This is a genomic window from Xanthomonas translucens pv. cerealis, assembly GCF_006838285.1.
GTDB lineage: Bacteria > Pseudomonadota > Gammaproteobacteria > Xanthomonadales > Xanthomonadaceae > Xanthomonas_A > Xanthomonas_A cerealis.
On the sequence record NZ_CP038228.1, the window covers coordinates 2303562 to 2328106 of the forward strand.

General features: G+C 68.0%; 11 protein-coding genes and 1 pseudogene. All 12 read right to left on the bottom strand.

What is annotated here, in order from left to right:
* Nucleotides 1–416 precede the first annotated feature (416 nt).
* On the bottom strand, nt 417–3326 hold the full coding sequence (locus E4A48_RS10150) for a TonB-dependent receptor plug domain-containing protein (protein ID WP_260608118.1): 2910 nt from the start codon (nt 3324–3326) through the stop codon (nt 417–419).
* A gap of 469 nt (nt 3327–3795) precedes the next feature.
* Nucleotides 3796–4287: a hypothetical protein gene (locus E4A48_RS10155; RefSeq protein WP_039006719.1), complete on the bottom strand. Its 492-nt coding sequence runs from the start codon at nt 4285–4287 to the stop codon at nt 3796–3798.
* A gap of 72 nt (nt 4288–4359) precedes the next feature.
* Entirely contained in the window at nt 4360–6396 is a 2037-nt protein-coding gene (locus tag E4A48_RS10160; RefSeq protein ID WP_142742354.1) for a TonB-dependent receptor, read from the bottom strand.
* A gap of 12 nt (nt 6397–6408) precedes the next feature.
* Nucleotides 6409–6888: a hypothetical protein gene (locus E4A48_RS10165; RefSeq protein ID WP_142742355.1), complete on the bottom strand. Its 480-nt coding sequence runs from the start codon at nt 6886–6888 to the stop codon at nt 6409–6411.
* A 321-nt stretch (nt 6889–7209) separates the two neighbouring features.
* Nucleotides 7210–9528, bottom strand: coding sequence for a S9 family peptidase (locus tag E4A48_RS10170; protein ID WP_142742356.1), 2319 nt, complete (start codon nt 9526–9528; stop codon nt 7210–7212).
* Nucleotides 9529–9547: 19 nt separating this feature from the next.
* The gene (locus E4A48_RS10175) at nt 9548–11140 is read right to left on the bottom strand and encodes a family 43 glycosylhydrolase (RefSeq protein WP_142742357.1); all 1593 of its coding nucleotides are present in this window, start codon (nt 11138–11140) and stop codon (nt 9548–9550) included.
* Nucleotides 11137–15471, bottom strand: coding sequence for an Ig-like domain-containing protein (locus E4A48_RS10180; RefSeq protein ID WP_142742358.1), 4335 nt, complete (start codon nt 15469–15471; stop codon nt 11137–11139). Before E4A48_RS10180 ends, E4A48_RS10175 begins: the two co-directional genes overlap by 4 nt.
* Nucleotides 15468–18302, bottom strand: a complete 2835-nt coding sequence (locus tag E4A48_RS10185; protein ID WP_142742359.1) for a TonB-dependent receptor domain-containing protein — start codon at nt 18300–18302, stop codon at nt 15468–15470. The genes E4A48_RS10180 and E4A48_RS10185 overlap by 4 nt, the downstream gene beginning before the upstream one ends.
* A gap of 312 nt (nt 18303–18614) precedes the next feature.
* On the bottom strand, nt 18615–20984 hold the full coding sequence (locus tag E4A48_RS10190) for a Tat pathway signal protein (protein WP_142742360.1): 2370 nt from the start codon (nt 20982–20984) through the stop codon (nt 18615–18617).
* A gap of 241 nt (nt 20985–21225) precedes the next feature.
* The gene (locus E4A48_RS10195; protein ID WP_142742361.1) at nt 21226–21534 is read right to left on the bottom strand and encodes a flagellar basal body protein; all 309 of its coding nucleotides are present in this window, start codon (nt 21532–21534) and stop codon (nt 21226–21228) included.
* A gap of 40 nt (nt 21535–21574) precedes the next feature.
* Nucleotides 21575–21928: pseudogene (locus E4A48_RS10200) on the bottom strand (DUF5597 domain-containing protein); the annotation flags it as partial.
* 208 nt (nt 21929–22136) lie between these two features.
* Nucleotides 22137–24452: a S9 family peptidase gene (locus tag E4A48_RS10205; protein ID WP_142742362.1), complete on the bottom strand. Its 2316-nt coding sequence runs from the start codon at nt 24450–24452 to the stop codon at nt 22137–22139.
* Nucleotides 24453–24545 lie beyond the last annotated feature (93 nt).

The window sequence follows — 24545 nt, forward strand, 5'->3', positions numbered from 1 at the left end:
GAACACAGCGCACAGCAATGTTCGGAAAATCCTCCGCGTCGCACCGCGCTAGCGCGCGGTAGAGGCAAGGAAAACCAATCGAACGCTTTTGCGCACCCCCAACGACTCAATTCCCTTGGTTACCCGCTCGCGCGCCTGACCGACCTGGAAGATGCTAGGGGCGCGCGAAAGTCGGCGCACTGCATGCGCTCGCAGAACTACAACTTGATTCGCTACAAAGACAGGAAATGCAGCGCCGATCACGGCAGGAGCGCAATTTACATCACGCAGGCAAGCGATCACCTGGGTGCCGCGCGGACATCGCTCGATGCACGCCTATCCGCAGCCCATCGCGTGCCGCGACTGCAAGTGCGTTCGCCACAACCGCCTCGGCAGCGCAGCGCTGCTGCGCTCACCGGCGCGGCGCCTGCCTGCCCTCACAACGCCAGGCGGATCCCGCCGTAGTACATGCGCCCGATCACGTCGTACACGCCTGCGTGGTAACCCAGCTCGAAATTGGCACCGCCCGCCTCCGCGCCCGGCACCCGCGGCGGCGCGCGGTCGAACAGGTTGCTGACCCCGCCGAACACTTCCAGCCCCGACTTGAGCCGGTAGTAGCCGGACACGTCGCTGTAGAACACGTTGCCGGCCCACACCTTCTGGTAGTCGGTGTCGCTGATCTCGGTGCTGTTGCGCATCTTGGAGAAGTGCCGCAGCGACCAGGTCGCGCCGGCGTGCGCGTTGGACCAGGTGGTGCGCAGCACGCCCTTCCATGAAGGCGAGCCGAACACGCCGGCGAAGCGGGTGACTTCTTCCGGCTGGTCCGGATCCAGCGTGTAGTCCTGGCGGATCAGGTGGGTGTAGTTCAGGTCGAACGACAGCGCGCCGGCATTCTGGTCCCAGCGCTCTGCCAGGTCGTAGCGGTACTGCGCGAAGAAGTCGACGCCGCGGGTCAGGTAGCGCGACAGGTTGAGCTTCTGGGTGACCGCGTTGAGCAGGTTGCCGTCGGCATCGCGGCTGACGAAGGAGCAGAACGGGTTGTCCAGGGTCGACGCGTCCACGCACTTGTTGACGATGGTCTGCGCCGGGAACGAATCGATCGCGCCGCGCAGGTCGATGTTGTAGTAGTCCACCGACAGCGAGAAATCCTGCAGGAAACGCGGGCGCAGCACGATGCCGACGGTGCGGGTCTTGGCGGTTTCGTTGGCCAGTTCCAGGTTGCCCTTGGTGATGATGTCGCGGTACAGCCAGTAGGTGCTCTTGTCGGACGGATTGAGCTGCGCGCAGTTGGCCGCGGTGTACTGGCTGCGGTCGGTGCGGTAGCGCTGGTTGTAGCTGTTGCACGGATCGGTAATCCACATGCCGCCGATGCTGCTGGCGGTGTACAGCTCGCCGATGTTGGGCGCACGCACCGCCTTGCCGTAGGTGCCGCGCAGGGTGATGTCCTGGATCGGCGCCCAGTCGATGCCGAACTTGTTGGTGACGGTGCGGCCGGCGGTGTTGTAGTCGGACACGCGCAGCGCCGCGTCCACGCCCAGGCGCTGCGCGAACAGCTTGTCGGCCAGCAGCGGCAGGTGCAGTTCGCTGTAGAGTTCCTTGACGTCGTACTGGCCGACCAGCGGCAGCTGGGTGGTGCCCAGGCTGGCGTCGTAGGCCGGATTGGCCGGATCGTACTGGGCGATCGCGCCGATGTCGTTGCGCTCCTTGCGGTACTCGCCGCCGAACGCGATCTGCGCCTCGCCGCCGGGCAGGTCGAATATGCCGCCAGAGGCATAGGCCGACAGCACCTGCTGGGTCATGGTGGTGGTGGCCCAGTCCGAGGTGTAGCGCAGGTAGCCGATCTCCTGCGCGGTCAGGCGCTTGAACGGATTCAACGGCACGCAGCCGTTGCCCGGATCGGTGAGCGTGCTGCGGCAGATCGCGCTGCCGTCGGCAGCGGCGGTGGAATCCACCGCCAGGTGGTAGCGCGTATAGGCCACCGTATCGATGTCGCGGTTGCGCTGCTCGGTTCGGCCGTAGGAGTAGTACGCGCTGTAGTTCCAGGCGCGCCCGCCCAGGCTGAAGTCGCCCTCCAGGCCGACCACACCCTGCAGCAGCTGGCGCCGGTACTGGCTGCCGCTCTGCCCCAGTTCGTCGTCGAAGTGCCGCGCGAAGTAGACCCCGTCGGTGATCGTGCCGCCGTTGGCCGCGCGCATCGCGTCGGTGATGAACGGGCTGTCGGCCGGCACCGCCTCGCTGCCGAACGCGCTCAGCGCGCGCCACGCCGATTGCGAGGTGGTACGCGAATAGCCGACGTTGGCGAAGAAGCGCAGGCTGTCGCTGAAGTCGAAATTGAGCGTGGCGCGGCTGGCGAAACGATCCGACGGCACTGCCAGGTACCACGAGTCGTAGCGGCCGCCGTACTCGCCGCCGTCGGTGAGCAGGCTGCCCAGCGCGGTGGACGGATCGGCCAGGCTCAGCGGCACGCTGTTGACGTAGCCGCCCGGGCCGAGCACCGGCGCGCGCAGCTGGCCGTCGCCGGTCATCGCGTAGTGGCGGCCGCCGAGGATCAGCTGCGCGTCCTCGGCGTTGTTGATGTTGCGGTTGTTGTCGGAGATCCAGTAGCGCTGGTTGCGGTTGTTGCGCGTGTACATCGGGTAGCCCATGGCGGTCCACGGACGGTCCTGGCCGGACACCGAATCGGGCTCGCGCTCGTAGAAACCGTACGCGGTGACGTTGCCGCGGTTGTCGGCGAAGTTGCGCCCGAACAACGCATCGACGCTGCGGCTGCGCATGTCGCCGCGACTGGAGATACCGTAGCGGGCGCTGGCATCCAGGCCCTGGAAATCCTTCTTCAGGATGAAGTTGGCCACACCGGTGACCGCATCGGCGCCGTACAGCGCGGAAGCGCCGCCGGTGATGACTTCCACGCGTTCGACCAGGCTGGAAGGAATATTGCTCACGTCCACCGCCGAGGTGCCCGGAATCGCCGGCACCTGGCGGCGGCCGTCGACCAGTACCAGGGTGCGCTGAGTCCCCATGCCGCGCAGGTCCAGCGCGTTGATGCCGGGATTGCCGGCCAGGTTGCTGGTCTGGCTGGTCTGGGTCAGCGCCAGGCTCGGCAGCTGATTGACCACATCGGCGATCTCGGTATAGCCGGCCGCACGGATCTGTTCAGCGCCGATCACGGTCAGCGGCGTGGGGCCGTCCAGCGCATCGTTGCGGCGGATGCGCGAGCCGGTGACGACCACGCTGTCCAGGGTCTTGGCGTCGGCGGCGCTGTCGCTGCCATCGGCCGCGGCGGCGGTCTTGTCGCGCACCACGACGGTCTGCTGCGCCGCCGCCGGCAACGCCGCGAGCAGGGCCATGGCGATCGCAACGCATAGCAGGCTGCGTCCTTGTCCGCAGCGATCGCGGCAAACCGAAGCTGCATGGATGGAAGGCAAGCGGACGTGATGCATGGGCGTTCTCTCGGTTAATCGGCCTGCACGCAAAATCCAGGCCGCACGACGCCGCGTCCTCGCTGCCCGACGCAACCAGAACCGGTATCGATCGATGGAGGCCGTGCATCCCCGCACGGCGCAAAATGCGTTGTGCGCTGGCGCACATCGCCATCGCAGGGTTTCACGTCCGCAGGTGCAGCGTCTTGTGGAAAAACCTCGCCTTTGATGTGGAAATTTGTCATATGTCGCAACGGACTGCAGGAACCGGCACACCTCGCTGCAACCTCATGCACGCGCGTGCACCAGCCTCAGCGAATGCATTCGGCCGTGCCGGTGCCGGCCGCAACGGCTGTCCGCAGGCTGACGATCGCCGCGATTGCGGTCGAACACACGATCAGTTCCAGTTGTAGCGGATGGCGAACGACGCCGAACGCGGAGCCAGAGATGCCTGTCCGCCGTATCGGCTCTCCTTGACCAGGGCCGATCCGTTGTAATAACCGTAATAGGGGCTCACGAACACCAGAGTGTTTTTGTTCAGGACATTGCCCATGTTGAACTCCAAACGCAGACGGTTCGATCCCCAGCTGTGCTCCCAGGCGGTGTTCATATTGAGCAGCCACCAGCTCGGCAGGCGTCCCAGGCTGCCGCGGCTCACCGCGACGCCTGCGCAGTAATAGGCATGCTCGCCGGCGGTCCTGGCGGCATCGCTCGACAGCGGATACTGCGAGTAGCAGGATGTATTCGCGCCGCTCTGCCAGTTCAGCCCCAGCCCGGCACTGAATCCGCTGCTGCCGAACGTATGCGAGCTGTTGAGCAGGAACGCATGGCGGATATCCTGCGGCAGGTTGCCCGTCGCGCCCTGGGTCAGGGCAGCGTACTGGAACACCTGCGACCCCAGCAGATTGCTGGCCGGATCGCCTTCGGCGTAATAGCCCTCGTAGTTGCCCCATACGTGTTTTCAGGTGTAGCTGGCCTGCAGGAACACGGGTTGGTCGGGCGTCTCCGGGTGGACCATCTCGACGCTGAGGGTATAGGCCTTGCGCTTGGGCTTGGGCAGGCCTGCCGCGCTGGCGGGGACCACAACGGTCTCCAGGCTGCCGTCGTGATCGAAGTCGTTGCTCAGCACGATGTCCCTGCCCGGATTGACCAGCACGATGTTGCCGATGTACGGATCCTCGTAGCCCAACGACTGCAGATAGCGGTAGGCGGCGCTGCTGTAGCCGGGAGTGTTCAGGTCGCGCCAGGCCGAAATCGCCCGTTTCACGTTCGCATAGTTCAGCTCGAGCGTTTCCGACCAGTTCGGGACCAATCCGTTGTCCTGGAAATACAGCGCCAGATTCTCCTGCTGCGACGTCCTGATATTGCGCGAAGACACCACGCGCGGGTCGGAAACCGTGCTGGTGACGGCATAACTGCCGAACTGCTGCGGAGCGATCAGCGTGCCGTCGGCGTTGATGCCATCGTAGGTGTAGTACTGGTACTGCTGGGTGGAATCGTTGAGGGCATTGGCCAGGATCACCCCAGGTACCGCCATGCTGTAAAGGCCATAGGTGAAACCGGCCTTCATCGAACTGTCGCCCTTGACATCCCACGACAGCCCGAAGCGTGGGGACGTGGTCCAGAAGTTCAGCGCCCTCAGACCGCTGCCCAACATGGACTGGTTGTTGTCGGGGCGCACGCCCGCGTAAACGACCAGGTTTTGCAGCGCTTGCCAGTAATCCTCCAGGTAGGCGCCGCGGTTGACCTGGGTCAGCGGCCCGCCGTAGTAGGACACGAAGGAACGCATGTACGGCGTATTGGCGGGAATGGCGATGCCGCTGGCGTCGTCCTTGCTCGGCGATCCCAGCGCATAGTCGAAGCAGGTGTAGTGGCCGCTCTCTCCATAAGCGGACTGGTTGTTCTCGAAGAACGCGTAGCGCTCGGCACCCGAGCCGATCTTGTGGCTGCCCGGTTGCCAGACCCAGTCCGTGCGAAACCCGCGCTTGGAGTAGTCGAAGGGGATTTCGCTGTCGGGCGAACCGTCGGAAACAACGTTATAGACGTTCTGGCCGCCGGAGTCGCGGGTGATTCGCGCCGAGAATATTTCGAAACCGTTGAACAGGTTCTGCTCGGAATGGGTGAAATAGCCGCCCATCACCGACAGGTCCATGCTGTCGTTCATGCGCCAACGGTAGCGTCCGACATAGAAATCTTCGTTCATTTTGAACAGCACGTTGCGGAAATACTGCCTCGAAGACTGCGCATCTCCCTGCTCGTTCAATTTCCAGATCGTGGTGTGGTCCTTGGTGTTGTTGTTTGCCGCCACCACGTCCAGGGTCTGATTTTCGGTGACGTTCCAGGTCAGCGTCGCCGCGGGGTTGTGGTAGTTGTGCATGAACTGGGCGGCATAGCCGAGCGTGCTGCCGTACAGGTAATTGCTGCGCGACGCCGGCTGGGTATCCTGATATGCCAGATTGACGAACAAGCGGTCCTTCAGCAATGGGCCGGAAATCCACAACGTAGTGTTGAACGCCGTGTCCTGCTGCCCGTTGCTGGCGATCCCTCCTTCCAGGAACCATGTCCTGTTGCCGTCGTTGTCGATCAGCGCATCGTCTTCGGTGTGGCGCCTGAGCAGCCTGGAGTAAGGCGGGACGATGTAGGAGGAGAACCCGGCACGCCAGGTGTTGTCGCCGGATTTCGTCGCCGCCGAAACCGAGCCTCCCATCGCGTTGGAGTACTTGGCCGAAGCGCCGTTGGCGATGACCGCCGCATAGCCGATCAGCTCGCCCGGCACCATGTTGGCGCCGGCGCCGCTGTAATCGAAGGTCGTGTCGAACTCATTGACGTAGTAGCGCGTCTCGGTGCCGGAACCGCCACCGAAGGACGCGTACCCGGATCCGCCCGAGGGTTGCGAGGCGACCTGCGACATGAATTGCTGCGGGAGCGCGGTGAGCAGGTTGCTGTACGGCCCGCCGCTGCCGTTGTTGCCGCTGGTATCCACACCGGTCTTGCGCAACAGCTCCTGGGACTACTGCCGCGCCAGCTGCGGCGTGCTGACGTCGATCGGCGCGGTGTTGTCGGCGGCATTGTTGATGCCGGCGGCGCTGACCCTGACCTCGCCCAGCTTGGTGGCGGCGGCCCGCCGGTCGGCCAGTGGCGCCACCGCGGTGTAACTGCCCGGGCGCACGATCGCCTGCGTGCTCGCCAGCCGCTGCTCGCCGCAGCGCAGGACGATCTCGTACTTGCCTGGGCTCAGTCCGGCGATCGAGTATTTGACGGACGCATCGGGCTTGCGGATCTGCGTGGCGTTGGTATCGAGGTTGCGGATCACGACCTGCGCAGCGGCGATTCGGCCTTGCATGTCGACCGCACCATACACCCCACCGCTGGACTCCTGCGCATGCACAGCGGGAACGGCGATCGTGGCCGCCACGATCGCGCTGAACAACAGCGACCGGCTCATGCTGCGGCGCCCAACACAGGGCTTGCGAAAGACCGCCTTGCTCATTGGAACTCTCCTGAATCATCGACACGAAGGAACATCCGGCATGGACAGCGGACACCATTGCCATCCGCCGCAAGGCGCAGCCCCGCACACTTTCCTGGCTCATCGCAGCGACGAGCGCAACAACGCGATACGCTGCCGTTCCCGCATGCGCCGGAGCGCGACAGCGTCGTGTTCGAAAATGCGCCCACCCCGGGGATGCAAGGCCCTACGCGCCAGCCATTTCAGCGTCGATCACCGCATCCGTTTTGAATGTGCACTCGGTAGCGCAATGCGATGTTTCTTGAGGTGTTTCTTGATGTGCTTGCGGCGCGGCAGCGCCACTCATGTCCCGGCGTGCAGCGTGGAGGGCGCGCCATTCCAGTCCGGCGTCGGCGCCTGCTGCAGCCAACGCACGAAGAAGTCCGCCAGCCGGCGCTGGCCGTAGTCGCCGCCGGCGTCATGGTCGCCGCCCGGCACCACCAGCAGATCGAAATCCTTGCCGGCCTTGATCAGCCGATCGGCGACCTGGAAGGTGCTGGCCGGATCGACGTTGTGGTCCATGTCACCGGTCACCAGCAGCAGATGCCCTTGCAGGCGCCAGGCGTTGTCGACATTGGACGAGGCCGAATACCACGGCCCAACCGGCCAGCCCATCCATTGCTCGTTCCACCAGATCTTGTCCATGCGGTTGTCGTGGCAGCCGGAATTGGCCACCGCAGCGATGTAGAACTCGGGATGGAACAGCAACGCGCCAAGCGCGCTCTGGCCGCCGGCGGAGGTACCGTAGATGCCCACGCCCTGCTCGATCGCATACCACGGATACTGCGCCGCCACGGCGCGGTGCCAGGCGATGCGATCGGGGAAACCGGCGTCCTTGAGATTGCGCCAGGCCACGTCGTGGAACGCGCGCGAGCGGTTGTTGGTGCCCATGCCGTCGATCTGCGCCACGGCGAAGCCGAGCGCGGTCAGCGCCGGCACGCGCGCACTGAAGGTCTTGGGCACGAACGAGCCGTGCGGCCCGGCGTAGATGTTTTCGACCACGCGGTAGCGCTGCCCGTCCACCTGTGCCTGCGGACGATGGATCACGCCCCATATCTCGGTCTTGCCGTCGCGGCCCGGCGCATGAAACGGCAGCGGCGGCACCCAGCCGGCGGCGCGCAAGCGGCTCAGGTCGGTGCGCTCGACTTGCTGCACCAGCGCGCCGTCGTCGCTGCGGCGCAGTTCCAGCACCGGTCCAAGATCCACCCGCGAATACAAATCGAGCAGCCAGCGTCCATCGGGCGACAGCACCACCTCGTGGTCGGCCTGCGCCGGAGTCAGCGCGGTCAGCCCGCGGCCGTCCACGCCGATGCGATAGGCGTGACGGTAGTAGGGATCTTCGCCCGGGTTCATGCCAGAGGCGGTGAAGTAGATCTGCTGCGCGGCCTCGTCGACGCGCTCGACCTTACGCACTACCCACTCGCCACGCGTGACCTGGCGCGGGGCATCGCCGCGGCGCGTGTCGTACAGGTATAGCTGCTCCCAGCCGTCGCGTTCGGACGCCCACAGGGTGCGCGCGCCATCGGCGAAATCGTGGCGATAGCGTTTGCCGCCGTCCTCGTGGTTGCCGCTGAGATCGGAATATTCGATGAAGGTCGGCGAGGTTTCCTCGATCAGGGTGCGTGCCTGCGCGCTGCGCCCGTCCGCTTCGATGACCCGGTAGCGCTGGTGGCCGCGCTCGTTGTATTCGAATGTGAAGCCGCTGCCGTCACGGCGCCACTGCGGCCAACCCAGCGCGAACGCATTCGGGAACAGCGCCGTCGGCACCGCCTGCGCCTGCCGCGAGGCCAGGTCGAACAGCACCGGCTGCAGCATGGGCAGCGGATCGCCGGGCTTGGCATAGATCTGCTGGTGCAGCTTGGGCTGCAGTTGGTCCGGCGGCGCCGACTCGATGTAGTGCACCGTGCGCAGCGGCGCCGGCGTGACCCGGTAGGCGACCAACCGGGTCGAGTCCGGCGACCAGGCGAAACTGTCCACCGCGTAGTACGCGGCGGCGCTACCGTCGCGACTGAGCGCGACCGGCGCACCACCGGCGACCGGCGCGACCACCACGTTGCCGGCCTCGATCCAGGCGCGCCACTTGCCGTCCGGCGACGCCTGCGCATACGCCTGGCCCTGCTTCAGCGGAATGCTCAGGTCGTAGGAATCGGGCGGCAACGCGCCCATCTCGGTGCGCGTGCAACTGTACTTCGGCAGCGCGCACTGCCAGCGCACCCCAGCGCGCTCGAAGGCGAGCTGGTGCGCATCCAGCTCCACTGCGTGCAGTTGCAATGTGCTCGCATCAACCGGCTTGCCGCTGGCCGCGGACATCGCCGCCGCCAGCCGCGCGTGGTCGAAGGCAGGCTCGTTGCGGCCGCCGTCCACCGTCACCCGCCGGTACTCGATCGCCGGCGCGGCGCCGGCGCGTGCCAGCCTGCGCCGGTAAAGAAAATGCCCGGCATCCAGCCACAGCGGCTGCGACGGCTGGCGATCGACCAGCGCCTCGTAGCGCCGGCTCAGCGCCTGCGCACGCTGGTAGTCGTCCGCGCTCGGCGCGGCCAGCGCGCATGGCGCCAGCGCCGCCGCGACGAGCAACACTGCGCCCAGCGCCGCGAGGCGCAGCCGGTTCCGATCCGTTTTCATAAGTCAGCCACCTGATGCATCACCGTGTGTCGCAGCGCTGCGCATCCGCAGCACCGGCCTGAACCAGGCGCTGCGCGCGCGTGGCCCACAGTTCCCATTCCTGCACCGCCAGCGCGGCATAGCCACTGTCGCCGCCGGAGGCATCGAACACCGCGCGCACACAGCGCGTGGTCACCGGCGCGAAACGCAACGTCTGCACGCGGCCGGCAACCGCGCCGCGCGTCGCCTCCGCCAGCGGCAGCCACTGCCCGTCCTTGCGGTATTGCAGATGCCAGCGCGCCGGCGGCGCCACGCCTTGGTTCGCGCCGGGCGGATGGTCGGCCCAGAACACGATGCGGCTGCGCTGCAGCGTCACCGGCTGCGCCCAGCTGTACTGGATCCACTGCTGCGGCGGATTGTGCGCGGTCCAACTGCCCCACATCTGTGGCGGCAGCGGATTGCGCTTGACCACGCCGTCGTTGAGCGCGGCGATCCAGTATTGATGCGGGATGTCCGGGCCGTTGGAGGCGCTGGCATGGGCGTAGCGGGCGACGTTGCGCTGCAGCGGCACCGGCGGCTGCGGCGCACGGGTGGCATGCACCGGACGGATCCGCGCCGGCTGCTGCGTCTCGTCCCAGTCCATCCGGTCGATCGCCACGCTGCGGCGGAAATGGCCGCCGCCCTTGGCATCGGCGGTGTGGTAGACCAGATACCACTGGCCCTTGAACTGCACGATGCCCGGATGCGAGGTGGTGGAGGACACCGGCGGCAGGATCACCCCGCGGTAGGTCCACGGCCCCAGCGGTGACGGCGCAGTGCCGTAGGCGATGCAGGCGTGGTACAGCGTCGGCGTGCAGTCGGAATCCGGCCCGGCACGGTTGCCGGCATAGGCCATGTAGTAGGTGCCGTTGCGCTTGAACAGCCATGGCGCTTCGAAATAGCCGTCCAGCGTGGTCACCGCCACCGCCGCGCCCTTGGGCGTGACCATGTCGCGTTGCAGTTCGATGCCGAACAGCTTGGCGAAGGTGCCCCAGTACAGATACACGCGGCCGTCGTCGTCGACCAGCACGGTCGGGTCGATGTTCTGGATGGTGTTCCTGACCGGTAGCGACTGCGACAGGATCGGCCCTTGCGGATGCGCATCGCGCCACGGCCCCAGCGGGCTGTCGGCGACCGCCACGCCGATCGCGAACGGATCGGCGTTGGACGAGTGCTTTTCCTCCACCGGCGCATACAGGTAATAGCGGCGATCAGGCCCCTGCACGATCTGCGCGGCATAGGCGCGGCCCGCGGCGGCCCAGGCGAAGACCTGTTCCGGACGCAGCAGCGACGGATAGTGGGTCCAGGTGCCGCTGCCGACATCGTCGGTCACCAGCAGTTGCCAGCGCTGGATCACGAAGTCGTTGAGGTCGGGCGGCGCTTCGTCGCGGCCGGCGATGATGTATAGCTTGCCGTCGGCGACCAGCGGCGCCGGATCGGCGGAATAGTCGCGGCCGTCGGCCAGGATCGGATTGCCGGCGCTGTGCACGCTGCGCACAAGCAGCGGCCCAGCGTGCGCTGCGGCAAGGGCGAGCGCCAACAGCAGGCCGGCGCCGACGCGCGCGGCAGGTTGCATGACACGGCGCAAGCTCATGGCGCCACCGCCGCATCGACCACGATCTGCAGCCGCACCGGCAACTGTCCGCTGCCGCCGCGCCCCTGCACGCTGCCGACGAGGCTGGACGTGCCAGGCACCGCATACGCGGCCGGCGCCAACGGCGGCCACTGCACCGGCACGCGTTCGCGCGAGCCGTCGTTGTACTGCACGCTAACGAATGCCGGCAGTACCGGCACCTGCCCGGCGCGCACGTGCAGCGGCGGTGGCGCCTGCACCGTGTTGATCTGGCCCGGCGCGGTGGCGCGCACCCAGATGCTGGCGCTGACCGGCACGCCACCATCGGCCAGGCCCTGCACCTGTACGCGGCCTTCGCTGGCCAGCGCGGAGGCATCCAGTTGCGGCCAGCGCACGCCCAGCCACGCCCAGCTGCCGTCGGCGAAATAACCGGCGATGCGCTGCGGTAAGGCCGGCGTCTCGCCCGGCGCCACCCGCACGTCGATCGGCTCGGTCGTGTCGGCGCGCTCGGCGAACACCTGCCATTCGTCGATGCCGACCGCGGCATGGCCGTTGCCCTGCACCGCGGTATCCAGCACCACACGCAATGCGCTGGTGCTCACCGGCGCGAACGCCACGCGACTCGCTTCGCCGCGCGCGGCGAGCGGATAGCCGCCGCGTACCGCGATATCGCGCCACTGCTCGCCGTCGCGGTATTGCAGCTTCCACGCACGCGGCGGCGCAACGCCGCCATCGGGCTGGTCGTCCCAGAAATACAGCGCGGCACCATTCAGGCGCTGCGCTTGCCGCCATTGGTACTGCACCCAGACCGAGGCCGGTTGCGCGCGGCCCCAGCTGCCCCAGCGCCGGTCCGCAGCCGGCACCTGGCCAGGCGTCGGCAGCAGCCCGTCGTTGAGCGCCTGCAGCCGGTGATGGCCGGCGGTGACCTGCGCGCTGGCCTCGGCGTCGCCCTGCACTTCCAGGCCCTGCCCCACCGGCATCGGCGCGGCGATCACGGCCACGTCGGCATGGCCTTGCAACGCGCCATCGTCGGCCTGCAAGCGCAGCGTGTAGGCACCGGGCGCGGTGAAGCGCACGCTGCTGCTGGCCGCCTGCGGTTCCTCGAAGATCGCCGCGCCGCCCGGCGGCGCCTGCAGCACGCGCCACTGCAGCGCCAAGCTGCCGTTCGGCAGCGCGTCGTCGCCGACGCGGCCAACGACACGCAGTGCGCCGCCGCCGACGCCATCCTGCTGCCATGCCTCGACCTGCGGCGCCTGATTGGGCTTCGCCGCCGGCACCCGTGCGCCGCTGGCATAGGCCTGGATTTCCTTGATCCCGGTGCGCAGCGCGCCGGCATGCGTCACCAGCACGCGCAGCCGTTGCACGCGCAACGCCGGGAAACGCACACGGTTGCGATTGCCCTGCGCGATCGGCGCATCGCGCACCTGGCCGGGCACGGTCTTCCAGGCGGCGCCGTCGAAATACTGCAGCACGTACAGCCACGGCGGCGCGTAGCCGGCGCGGGTGCCGGAAGGAAAACCGTGCTGTTCGCCGGGCGGCGAGGAACTGCGGTAGAAGTACAGGCGCACGTCGTCCAGCGTCTGTGGCCGGCCCAGGTCGAGTTCGATCCAGTCGCTGCGCGACGGCGACCCGGCCGTACCCCAGAACGGCTCGTTGGCGGTGCTGCCGTCCACCGCCGCGGTGGCAGGGAAACCGTCGGCGGCATCGCTGGCGCTCACCGTCGCGCCTTGCGCGAGGTTGCGCGCGGTTGCCGGCAGCGTGGTGTCCACGCCGGCGTCGGCCAGCATGGCGGTGATGCGCGCATCGGCAGCGAAACGCACCTGCGCCGGCGTCTGCAGGGCGATGGCCTTCGAACCGACCACACGCAGCCGCGCGGCATCCGCATTGACCGCATCCGGCAGCGCCTGCACGCGACCGCTGGCCGGGTCGTAGAGCACATGCGCCAGGCGATCGACGGTGAACGCCAGCGTCCCGTCCAGATACAGCGAATAACCCTTGGGCACCGCGCCGCGGTAGTGGCGACCGTCGCGGTCCCAGACGATGGCAAGGTCGCGGTCGCGATAGCGTATTGCGTCGACGGCGAAGTGATCCCAGCCGATATCGATCGGAGACAGCTCGATCCTGGCATCGCTGCGCGGACGCAGGCCCATCGCGTCCTCGATCACGGTGAAGTTGGTCGCACCGAGTTGGGTGTGGTGGATCCACGAGCGGTAGCCGATGCTGCCGCCGTCGGCGGCACTGCCCTGCGCCCAGAACTCGTTCTGGTCCGGGTAGCGATTGTCGCCATCGATGTAGTGCGCCCAGGCGTTCCAGTACAGCAGCTTGCGGTAGCTGCCCGCGTCCAGGTACGCACTGGGATAGTCGCGCAGCGCGCTGCCGAGCAGGCGGAAGGCGACGGTGGAGTTGATTACCGAGAAGTTGTTGCTGCCGCCGCCGCGCGCCTGCCGGTCGGCCTGGTTGGCGGTATAGAACGGGAAGATCGGGTACTGCCGCGCGTCGGCGAACAGGCGCAGTGCGCGCACGTATTTCGGGTCGTAGTCGGCATCGCCCTGCCTGGGCATCAGGCCGACGCTGAACGGGTAGTAGTTGTTGGTCTCCTTCCAGTCCACCGGCAGCCGCGCGCCATCGGCCTGGCGCTGCTTGAGCAGGTCGCCGTGCAGGCCCATGCCGTCGGCGCTCGCGCTGTGGTCCTGCCACAGCACGGCGAGTACGGCGCGGCGGATCTTCGCCGCCAGCGCCTGCATGCGCAGCGCAGTGGCCGCATCGCCGGCGAGCTGCGCGGCCTGCGCCGCGGCCAGCGCGTTGGCGTAGACATAGGCGCTCTCGCTGCGGTCCATGCGGATCTGGCCGTGCTGTTTGGCCCAGTCGAAGGACACCGCATCGGCGTCGTTGCCGGTCATCGCCGCCCAGTCGTATTCGATCAGGCCGTTGCCGTTGCGGTCGTAGGCGCGCAGCAACGCATCCACATCGGCGCTGGCGTAGCGCGCCAGCTGCGCCGCCACCGCCGGCGGTCCGCCGTGCAGCTGGTAGGCGCGCCAGGCAGCGGCGCTGAGGTATTGGGCGTAGGAATTGGACCAGTTCTCCGGCGCGCCGGGATTGTCCACGTACTTGCCGCCGCCGGCGGTCTCGCCGGCACCCAGCCACGAGCCGTAGGCGTAGCTGGGATCGCGCAGGTACTTGAGGTCGTCGATGAACATGCCGGTGGTCAGCACGATCGCGTTGTCGTAGCCGAGCACGCCTTCGATCGCCACCGGGAACTGGTAGTCGTTGCCGGGCACCGCGGCGTCGAGGAAATTGAAGCGCAGCAGCCACCAGCGGTAGAACAACGTCTTGTCGATGTTGTCCTCGGGCGTGTCCAGGTACGGCAGGTTGTCGGCCCACCAGCGGTTGTAGGCGACGACGTGCTCGCGGTAGGCCTGCTGCGGCGACTGCGCGGCGATGTGCCGGTACTCCTGCAGCGATTCTGGCAGCTCGCGGGTGACCAGCCCGAGCTGTACCTTCAGCGTGGCCGCCTCGCCGCGCGCCGGCACTGCCACGCAGCGCGCGATGGAACCGCCATCGACCGCAAAGCCGTCGCCGGACAGGCGCGGGAAGACCGTGGTGATCGCATTGTGGGTGGCAAACGCACCGGTGAGTTCGGCGCCGTCGGCATGCGTGGCCATCGGCGAGATCGCGCGCAGAGTCAGCGTACGCGCCACGCCGTCGCTGCTGGACAGCGTGGCCTCGGACACGGCCACGTTCTGCTCGCTGATGAACTTGACCAGGCGCAGCCGCACGCCGGTGCCGGCATCGGTGTAGACGCTGATGAAGTAGCTCGGCGTCTGCCGCCGCTGCGCGCTGTCCTCGACAAGGTGCAACGGCTTGCCGTCGATCTCCGCCTGCAACCGGAACAGCGCATCGTGGCCGGTCTTGTGCGCATAGGCGACATCGCCGACGAAGCCGGGCTGTTGCGGCTGGTGGGTGTACATGTACGCAGCGCGGCCGCGGCTGAACAGCCAGTTGTTGTCGTCGTCGAAGCCGCCGCCGGTGCCGCTGCGCGCGAGCATGCGGTCGATCCAGAAATCCTTGCCCGGCGCGGTGCCGGCGCCGGCCGCCAGATCGGCGGCGAACACCCGCTGCAGATGCCCGCCCGGCGCGAAGGCCACGCCGCTGTCCGGAATCGGTGTCGGCGTGCCCTTGAAATGCGGATAGCCGAGCGCGGCGTTGCTGGCCTGCAAGGCTTCGCCATCGGCAGAGGCGACGGCGCTGGCCGCCACCGCAGCGCACGCCGCGCCCAGCACCACCGCGAACAACGCGGCGGCGGCGCGCGGCCGCCGCCATGCCGCGGCCACGCTGCCTGCCGGCAACCTCAAAATTCGGTCCTGAGCCTGGCCCAGAAGTAGCGTCCCAGCGTGTCGTAGGTGAACGCGTCGGTATTGGCCGCGCTCGCATAGCTGTAGTACTGCGGCGGCTTGCGGTTGCCGACGTTGTTGGCGCCGGCCGACAGCGTGGTGTGCAAGCTTTCGAATTTCCGGCTCAGCGAGACATCGTGGTAGGTGACCGTACCGACCTTGAAGTAGACGCAGCTGCCGTCGGCGGCGGTGTTCCCGCAAAAGTCCTCGTAGGCGCTGCCGACCGTGGTCGGGCCGAGCAGGCGCGTGTTCCAGCTGGCGTGCCACGGCCCGTTGTCCCAGTCCAGATTGAAGCTGGCGCGCCAGCGCGGCATGTTGCCGTAGCTGGACATCTCGCCGACGTAGTTGTGGCCGTCGCCGCTGAACCTGTAGCTGGACAGGAACGTGGCATCCACGCCGGTCTGGAAGCTGCCCCAGGCGGTGTCGCGCAACGCGTACTTGATGCCGATGTCGTCGCCGCGGATATCGACCTTGCCGCTGTTGATCGCGAACGGCACGGTCACGCTGACCAGTTGCCCGCTGGCGTTGCGCTGGATCAACGGACAGTACGCGCTCTGGCCGTCGTAGCAGTTCTGCAGCACCTGGTCCAGGCCGGAGTTGTTGATCATGTCGTCGAGCGTGACCCGCCAGCTGTCCAGGTTCAGGGACAAGCCGTCCGCCCAGCCCGGATCGTAGACCGCGCCGACGTTGTAGGACCGGCCCTGCTCGGGCTTGATCGCGAAGCCGGCATTGGCCGAGCCGGTGGTCAGCACGTTGAACGAGGAGGTGTTGACGAAGCTGCCGTTGGTCGGCACGTTGGCGCAGGCCGCGGCGTTGCCGCCGCCGGTGTAGCCCTTGCACGGGTCGGTGTAGTTGCCGCTGGCATCGACCACCGTGTTGTACGGCGAGCCGTACAGGTCGCCCAGCGCCGGCGCGCGGAACACCTGCGAGCCGGTGGCGCGGATCAGCAGGTTGTCGATCGGGCGCCATTCCAGCGCGACCTTGCTGTTGGTGGTGTTGCCCCAGTAGTCGTACCTGGAATAGCGCGTGCCCAGGTTGAGGTTCAGCGCCTGCGCGCCGGGCACGTCCTTGAGTAGCGGAATCAGCATTTCGGCGTAGGCTTCCTTGATCGTCTCCTCGTGGCCCTGGTTCATGATGCAGCCGTCGTTGTAGTCGCAGTTGCCTTCGGCATCGGCGGCGGCGACCGGGTTGCTGGTGCCCTGCGCGAACCCGTTCTTGCGGAACGACAGCCCGAACGCGGCCTGCACCATCCCCGCCGGCATCGCGAACAGGTCGCCGTTGACGCTGGCCTCGGCGAACTTCATCGTGCTCTGGTCGATCAGGTCGACCGCGCTCTGGGTGGCCTTGATCCCGGCGATGGTCGCCGGATCGTCGGGATTGAACACGTTGATCGGGGTACAGCCGGCGATCGCGTTGCCTGGCGTGCCGCACTTGACCACGCCGTCGCTGTCCAGGAACGAGGCGCCGACCGCGTTGTTCAGCGCCGAGCCGATCGAAAAGCCGTTGCGCACCAGCGTGTCCTTGTAACGCGCATAGCCGGCCGCCGCGTCCCATTGCCAGCTGCTGTCGGCGAACTTGCCGCGCAGCCCGGCCACGATGTTGGTCTGGTACATGGTCGAGGTGTAGACGCGGGTGTTGGCCGCCACCGAACGCAGCAGGTAACGCGACAGCTGGCTGCCGAACGGGTTGTAGTAGTTCTGCGCAACGTTGGGCAGCTCCATGCCGTAGGCGGTCAGCTGCGAGGTGGTCTCGCTGCGGGTCCAGAACATGTCCAGGTAACCCTGCACGTTCGGGGTGAAGTCGAAGCTGGCGTGGGCGGAGAAGTTGCTGCGCTGCACCGGGGTGATCAGGTATTGGCCGAAATAGCCGTCATAGCCGTCGGTGGCCGCGTTGTAGGTGCGGAAATCGCCGGCATCGACCGCGCCTGGCGCCAGGCCGCTGTCCGGGGTCAACACGCGGCCATCGTTGAGGAAGGCACGGGTGTCGGTGCCGCGACGTTGCACCACCTGGCCGTCGAGATAGTCCAGCGCGGTCTTGGAATAGCTGCGGTCATCGTCGTACAGCGCGTTCATCGAGCTGCGGCTCAGGCCCAGGATCAGCCCGCCGCGCTCCCAGGTCTTGCCCCACTCCACACCCACCGAACGGCGGTTGCCGTCGCCGTGCGTGCTCTGGCCGTAGTCGACGGTCGCGGCGGCGCCGTTGTACTTGTCCTTGAGGATGATGTTGACCACGCCGGCGATGGCATCGGAGCCGTACACCGAGGACGCGCCGTCGGTCAGCACCTCGATCCGCTCCACCATCGCCGCCGGGATCGCGTTGATGTCCACGCCGGGCGCGGCGGAGACGCTGCTGGCCGGGCCGGCCATGCGGTGGCCGTTGACCAGCACCAGGGTGCGCTCGGCGCCGAGATTGCGCAGCGAGACCAGCGCGCGGCCGTGGCTGAAGCCGGAATTGAGCGAGATGTTGGGCATGTTGCCGGCCATCGCCGGCAGTTGCTGCAGCAGCTGGCCGAGCGTGTCCTGGCCGCTGTCCTGGATCCGTTGCCGGTCGATGGTGATCACCGGGCTGGCGGTCTCCGCATCGACGCGGCGGAGATGGCTGCCGGTCACGGTGACCTTTTCCAGCGTGGTGGCGGCGGCGTTGTCGGCACTGGCGTCCTGCGCCAGCGCGGCCGGTGCGGTCGCGGCCAGCGTCAGTGCGGTGCAGATCGCCGCTTCCAGCGGACCAGGCCGCTGCGCGCGGCGCCATGCAGACGGAAACAGAAGCGCAGCGCGTTCGGACAAAGACGTCATCGGATTCTCCTGGGCGGCGATGCATGGCGGTCGGCAGGGCCGGCCGCCCTTCCCCGGGCCGCCGTCCCCATCGCCAGCGATCGGTGGCGAGACGGAACAGGGTGTCGCGCGCAGGGCGTGGTGGCAGGGGAAGCCGCCGCCGGCGCCGCTGCGTGCGGCGCTGCATCGTGCAGAAATCTCCCCCCGAGACTTCATTGCACCGACACAATGTGCGCGTATCGTAACGTCTTCGTCTTGTCTTATTTACCGCTTAAACGTGCGGAATCTCGCACTTCGCGATACCCGACGGGACAGTTCCGACTTTTTCGCCACTCAGCCGTAGACGGCCGAAATCGTCATCTGCCGCACCGCGCCGGCGGGCACCTGCACGCGTTCCTTGCGCGGCCCGGACAAGGCCACCGCGTGGCCGTCGATCAGCACCTCGCGCAGCTGCGTGCCGGCTGGCACGCGCAGGGTCAGCCAGGTTCGCGCCGGCGCCTGCGCAGGCAGGGTCAGCGTGCCGTCGATGCGCTTGCTGGCCGGATCGCCGCGCAGGCGCAGCGATACCGCGCCCCAGCGGGTCGGCGCGGCGGCGATCGCGATCGGCTCGCCGCTGCCCAGCCACTCGCGCGGCAGCGCACGCGCCAGGAACAGCGCTTCGCCGGCGCTGTCCTCGAACACCAGCATCCAGCGCAACAGCAGCGGGATGGTCATCTGCGCCGGGATGCAGAACAGCGGCATGCCGCCGGTGATGCCGCTGACCTCGCCCGCGGTCCAGCTGCCGCGCGTGTGCACGTGGTAGCGGTGCGCGTACAGGAACAGCAGGTATTCCTCGATCCGGTCCAGGCGCAGCAGCTGCTGCGCATAGCCGTAGGAAATGAAACCGAGCAGGTCGCGCCCTTCCGGGGTGGGCGGGGCGATGTTGCCGACCACGCCCAGGCTGGTGCCGCCGTGGCCGCGCACGCAGTCGATGACCAGGTGCGAAAGATCGTCGGGCAGCACGTCGGCCTGCAGCAGTTCGGCGTAGGCGCGGTGCGGCCAGCCCTGCTCGCTGGGCCTCTCCTGCTGCAATGACTGGCGGAAGGTCAGCTTCACGCCCGGTAGCGGGCCGATGTAGGCCGGCGTGAGGTCGCGGCGGATATTGCTGCGCAAGGTCTTGTGCAGTTGCGCAGTCAGTTGCTGCGCGCGCCGCCGCCACTGCGCCGCGGCGGCTTGCGCGCCCGGCCCGGCGATCGTGGTCCACACCGCGGCAATGTCCTGCCAGCCGCGGATGGCCAGCGCGCTGTTGGCGTAATACGGCTTCCACCACAGCATCGGATCCGGGAACAGGCAGGCGTCGGATTCGTTCCAACCGTGGATCAGGCCATGCCCGGGCGCCTTGGCCGGCAGCTGCAGGCTGGCGTCGTGCAACTCCAGCAGGATCTGCACCGTCGCTTCGATCTTGCCGCGGTGCTTGCGCAGCAGCACCGCATCGCCGGTGTAGCGTAGGTAGCGCGCCAGCAGCGACAGGGTCAGGCCGAACTGTCCGGTCTCCGCGCCGCGCATGTTGACCATGCCGTCGTCCTGCACGAAATCGCTGAAGTAGCCATCCAACACCGCCGCAGCCTGGGCGAAGCGGCCCCACTCCAGGTTGGCGTACAGCGAACTGGTGAAGGTGTCCTGGAAGCCGTCGTATTCGTTGCCGTAGTAGTCGCGATCGACCGCGCCGTATTTCGGATAGGTGCCGCCGGGACGCACCACCAGCTCGCGGGCGAAGGCGAAGCGCGCCATGTCGCTCCAGCTGGCGTCGGGCAGCTGCGCCTGCACGGTGTCGGCGAGCAGGCCCTGCCAGTAGCCGGCGAAGGCGAGCAGGCCGCGGTAGAAGTCCTCGGCGCTGCGCGGGCCGCGCCGCGGCGGATAGTCGGGATAGCTGTAGCCGTACACCACCTTGGTCACCTGGCCGTGCTCGACCAGCGCGCTGCGGTGCCAGGTCTGCACGATGAAGCGATCGCTGGCGAGCACGTCGGCGAACAGCAGCACGTCGTAGTAGCGGCCCTCGCCGGCCGGCACCACCTTGCGCACCGCCGGCATCCAGCCGCCGAGCAGGCCTTCGTGGCGGCGGGCGACGAGCTCGGCCTTGCCCAGCTCGGGAAAGGCGTGCAGCGCGCGATAGCAGCGGGTGCGACCGTCCGGGTACACCGGCATGGTGTCGGCGCATTCGCGGGTGCCGACGAAGGTGGTCCACGGCAGGCGCCCGTCGTAGTCCTTGGGATCCAGTTGCGAGGCCGGCGGCGGCGCCGCGTCGCGCACTTCGTCGGCGCGCGGGTCGCCGTCGCGCAGCAAGCGGTCGGCGAGCAGGTCGGCCTCTGCCAGCGCCACCTCGGCCAGCTGCATGCCGAAGTACGGCGCCTGCGCGCTGGCGTAGACCGCTTCGGTGCGCTTGCCCAGCACCAGCGCGCCGCCGGGGCCGAGCAGGGTCAGGTCGCCGTCGGCGCGGCGCAGGTCTTCGTACACCTGCCACTGCGCGCCGGCCTGGGTGAAGCGGCATTGCAGGGTGTGGCCGGCGAGCGCATCGGCGGCCAGCGGCTGCAGGCGTGGTGCCGCCGGCGCTGGCGACGTGGCCGGCGCGGCGTTGGCGGGCGCGGCGATGCCGCCGGCCAGGGCTTCGACACCGGCCACTGCGCCGACCGCCAAGCCCTGACGCAGGAAATCTCTGCGATCCATGTACCGTCCCCCCGATGAGCAATAGCGCATCATCGTGCGCCGCAGGGGGCGGTCACGTCTTGTGTGCTGTGTCGAGGATCGGTGCGGAAAATTGCATAGCCTTGGGTGGGGCGCAGGAGCTGCACCGGGCTCGTGCGTGCGCTCGGAGGGGCACAGCAGCAGGTGCGCGAGGCTGCGCAACTACCCTCATCCGCCCCTGCGGGGCACCTTCTCCCGCAGGGAGAAGGAGAGCGGCGTGGCCTCAGGCCAGGACGTCGAGCAGGCTGCCGACAGTGTCGTCGGCCGCGCGCAGCACCCGCGCGTTGGCCTGGAAATCGTTGCGTGCCGACAGCCCGCCGACCATGTCGTCGACCAGGTCGCTACCCTCGCCGCCCGCCGCCGTCACCTGGGCGACCACGCCGCCACCAGCGGTTTCCTGGTTGGCCGTCACCTGGCGCTGGAAGCCCTCGGTGGCGGCGTTGGCGATATTGTTCGCGCGCGCTTGCAGCCCGGACGCGGCGGCACGCATGCCGGACAGGGCAATCGAGGGCACCGAAGCGATGGAACTCATGCGCGTTTGCTCGTTGGGCGGCCGCAGCGCGGCCGCAAGGTCAATAGGTTCCCACGGTCACCCGCAGCACGTAGCGATCGCGGCGCCGGAAGTTGAGCCCGTAGTCGGTCTCGTCGCCGTTCAACAGGCGCACGAACTGCCACTGGCCATCGACGTAGCGGCCCTGCTCCACGCGCAGCAGTTGCCCGTACTCGATATCGGCACGGTCGCGCGCAAATTCAACGCGGGAATTGAATCCCGTGACCAGGAACACGTTCGGCTGCAGTTCCAGCACCAGCGCGCGGCCGTCGTACTGCGCGGTGCCGGGCAGGATCGCCGGCGCCTCGCCCCAGCCTGGCGCGCCGAACGCTGTACGGCATGCCGTCGACGCACAGCGCGTGGTGGCCGTCGCGGCTGACGTAGCGAGGGATTTCTTCCGCGATGGCTAGCGTGGGGGCGAGCAGCAGGAGTGCGGCAAGGATCGGGTGGCTGTGGGGGCGGGACCGGGGACCGGAAAAGCCAGGAGTGCGTTGTTCCGGCGCCACCGGCTGCAGCTGTTGCTGCTGCCGTTTCGGGTCCCTGGTCCCCGGTCCCGACTCAAGAATCGACGCATCCCACCCTCCTCAATTGGTCGCATTCCAGCGCGGCGTCGGCGCGCCCAGCAGATGGCGCACGAAGAAGTCGTACTGGCGCCGCTGCACGTAGCCGATCGGGCCGGTAGAGCGGCCTACCGAGTGCTCGCCGCCGGGCACATTCAGCAGGTCGAAATCCTTGCCGGCCTTGATCAGCGCATCCACCACCTGCGCGGTCGAGGCAGGATCGACGTTGCTGTCCTGCTCGCCGACGATCAGCAGCAGCTCGCCGCGCAGCCTGGCCGCGTTGTCCACGCCGGAGGCGGCGGCGTAGCTGGCGTCCACCGGCCAGCCCAACCACTGCTCGTTCCAGCTGATCTTGTCCATGCGGTTGTCGTAGCAACCGGCGAACGCCACGCCCACCTTGTAGAAATCCGGATGCCGTTCCAGCGCGCCCAGCGTGCTCTGCCCACCGGCCGAGGCGCCGTAGATGCCGACGCGGGAGATGTCGTAGGACGGGTCCTGCGCGGCCAGCGCCTTGTGCCAGGCGATGCGGTCCGGGAACCCGGAATCGCCGAGGTTCTTCCAGGCCACATCGTGGAACGCCTTGGAGCGGTTGGCGGTGCCCATGCCGTCGATCATCACCACGATGAAGCCCAGGTCGGCCTGCGCCTGCATGCCGATCTGCTTGTCGCCGCCGGAGTGGTAGCCGAACGGCCAGAAGGTCTTGGGCACGAAGCTGTCGTGCGGGCCGGCATAGATGTTTTCGATCACCGGGTATGTCTTGTGCGGGTCGTAGTCGCGCGGGCGCACCACCATGCCCCAGATGTCGGTGCGGCCGTCGCGGCCCTTGGCCACGAAGGTTTGCGGCGCGCGCCAGCCGGCGGCCTGCAGCTTGCCGATGTCGCCGCGCTCCACCACCTGCAGCAGGGTGCCGTCGATTTCATGCAGCTCCATCAGCGGCGGCAGGTCCGGGCGCGAATAGGTGTCCACGTAGTGGCGGCCGTCGTCGGCGATGGCCACGTCGTGGTCGGCATCGGCGGTGGTCAGCCGGGTCAGGTGGCCGCCGTCGAAGTCCACCGCGAACAGCTGCCGGTCGTACGGGTCCTCGCCCGCATCCATGCCGCTGGCGGAGAACCAGATGCGGCGCTGCGCGTCGTCCACGCGCAGCACGTCGCGCACGATCCATTCGCCCTTGGTGACCTGCGCCTTGACCTTGCCGGTTTCGCCATCGAACAGATAGAGATGGCGCCAGCCGTCGCGCTCGGAGATCCACAGGATTTCCTTGCCGAGTCCGTCTACGTCGTGGCGGTAGCTGCGATCGGCATAGACTAAGGTCCTGGCGTCCTCGCCCACCGCCACGTGCGCGCGGCCGCTGGCCGCGTCCACCGCGATCGCGCGCATGCGCTGGAAACCGCGCTGCACGTAGTCGAACACGAAGCTGCGGCTGTCCGTGCGCCACTGGATCGGCGACAGCTGGTACGGATTGGCGAACAGCGCGTCGTCGATGGCGATACGCCGCGCGCCGGCGTTGGCGGACAGACCGGCGAGGTCGAACAGCACCGGCCGTTCGATATCCACCGCATCGCCGGGCTTGGGATACAGCTGGGTGCGCAGGCGCGGCTGGCCGCCGCCGGGCGGCGCCGCCTCCACCCGCGTCACCCGCCGCGCGAACCCCGGACGCACCTTGTACACCGCCAGCCGCTGCGCATCCGGCGACCAGGCCAGCGTTTCCGTATCGTAGAAGTCGTCGGCGCGGCCGTCGGCGCTCAGGCGCAGCACATGGCCGTCGGCGACGCTGCGCAGCACGATATCGTGGCCGTCGGCGAACGCGTCCCAGCGTCCGTCGGGCGAGCGCCGCGGCGTGTTGTCGGCGGCGACCGCCGGATCGCGGACCACGCCGAAGCCGCGCGGCCGCGGCTGCGAGCCGCTGTCCGCGCGCGCGCACACGTAGTCGGTCAACGTGCAGCGCCACGGCGCGTCGTCGATCTGGAACGCGATCGCGGCGTTGTCGCGGCCGGCATCGGCCACATAGCTGAAGCGCTCGAACGGCAGGCGCAGCGCCGGATACGCGGTCCCGGCCGCGGCGCTCAGCCCGCGCGCCAACCGCAGCGCATCGAACGCCGGCTGCTTGCGCTGGCCGGCCAGCTCCTCGCGCACGAAGGCGAAGCCGCCGGGCACCGTCTTGCGGTAATAGAACGTGCCGTCGTCGCGCCATTGCGCCGGCCAGGCGACGTTCTCGGTCAGCGTCATCCACGCCTCGCGCAGACCGAGCGAGCGCTGGTAGTCGACAACGCTCGGCGCGGCCTGGGCGTGGACGGCGAAGGACGCCGCGGCCAGCACGAGCGATGCAAGGAGTCTGTTCATTGCGTTTCCACTTCCCCTGAATTTCCTGCACTTCTGTAGCAGCGGCTCTACGTGGCCTCGGGCCATCAGCCGCGACAGAATGTTTCAGCAAGT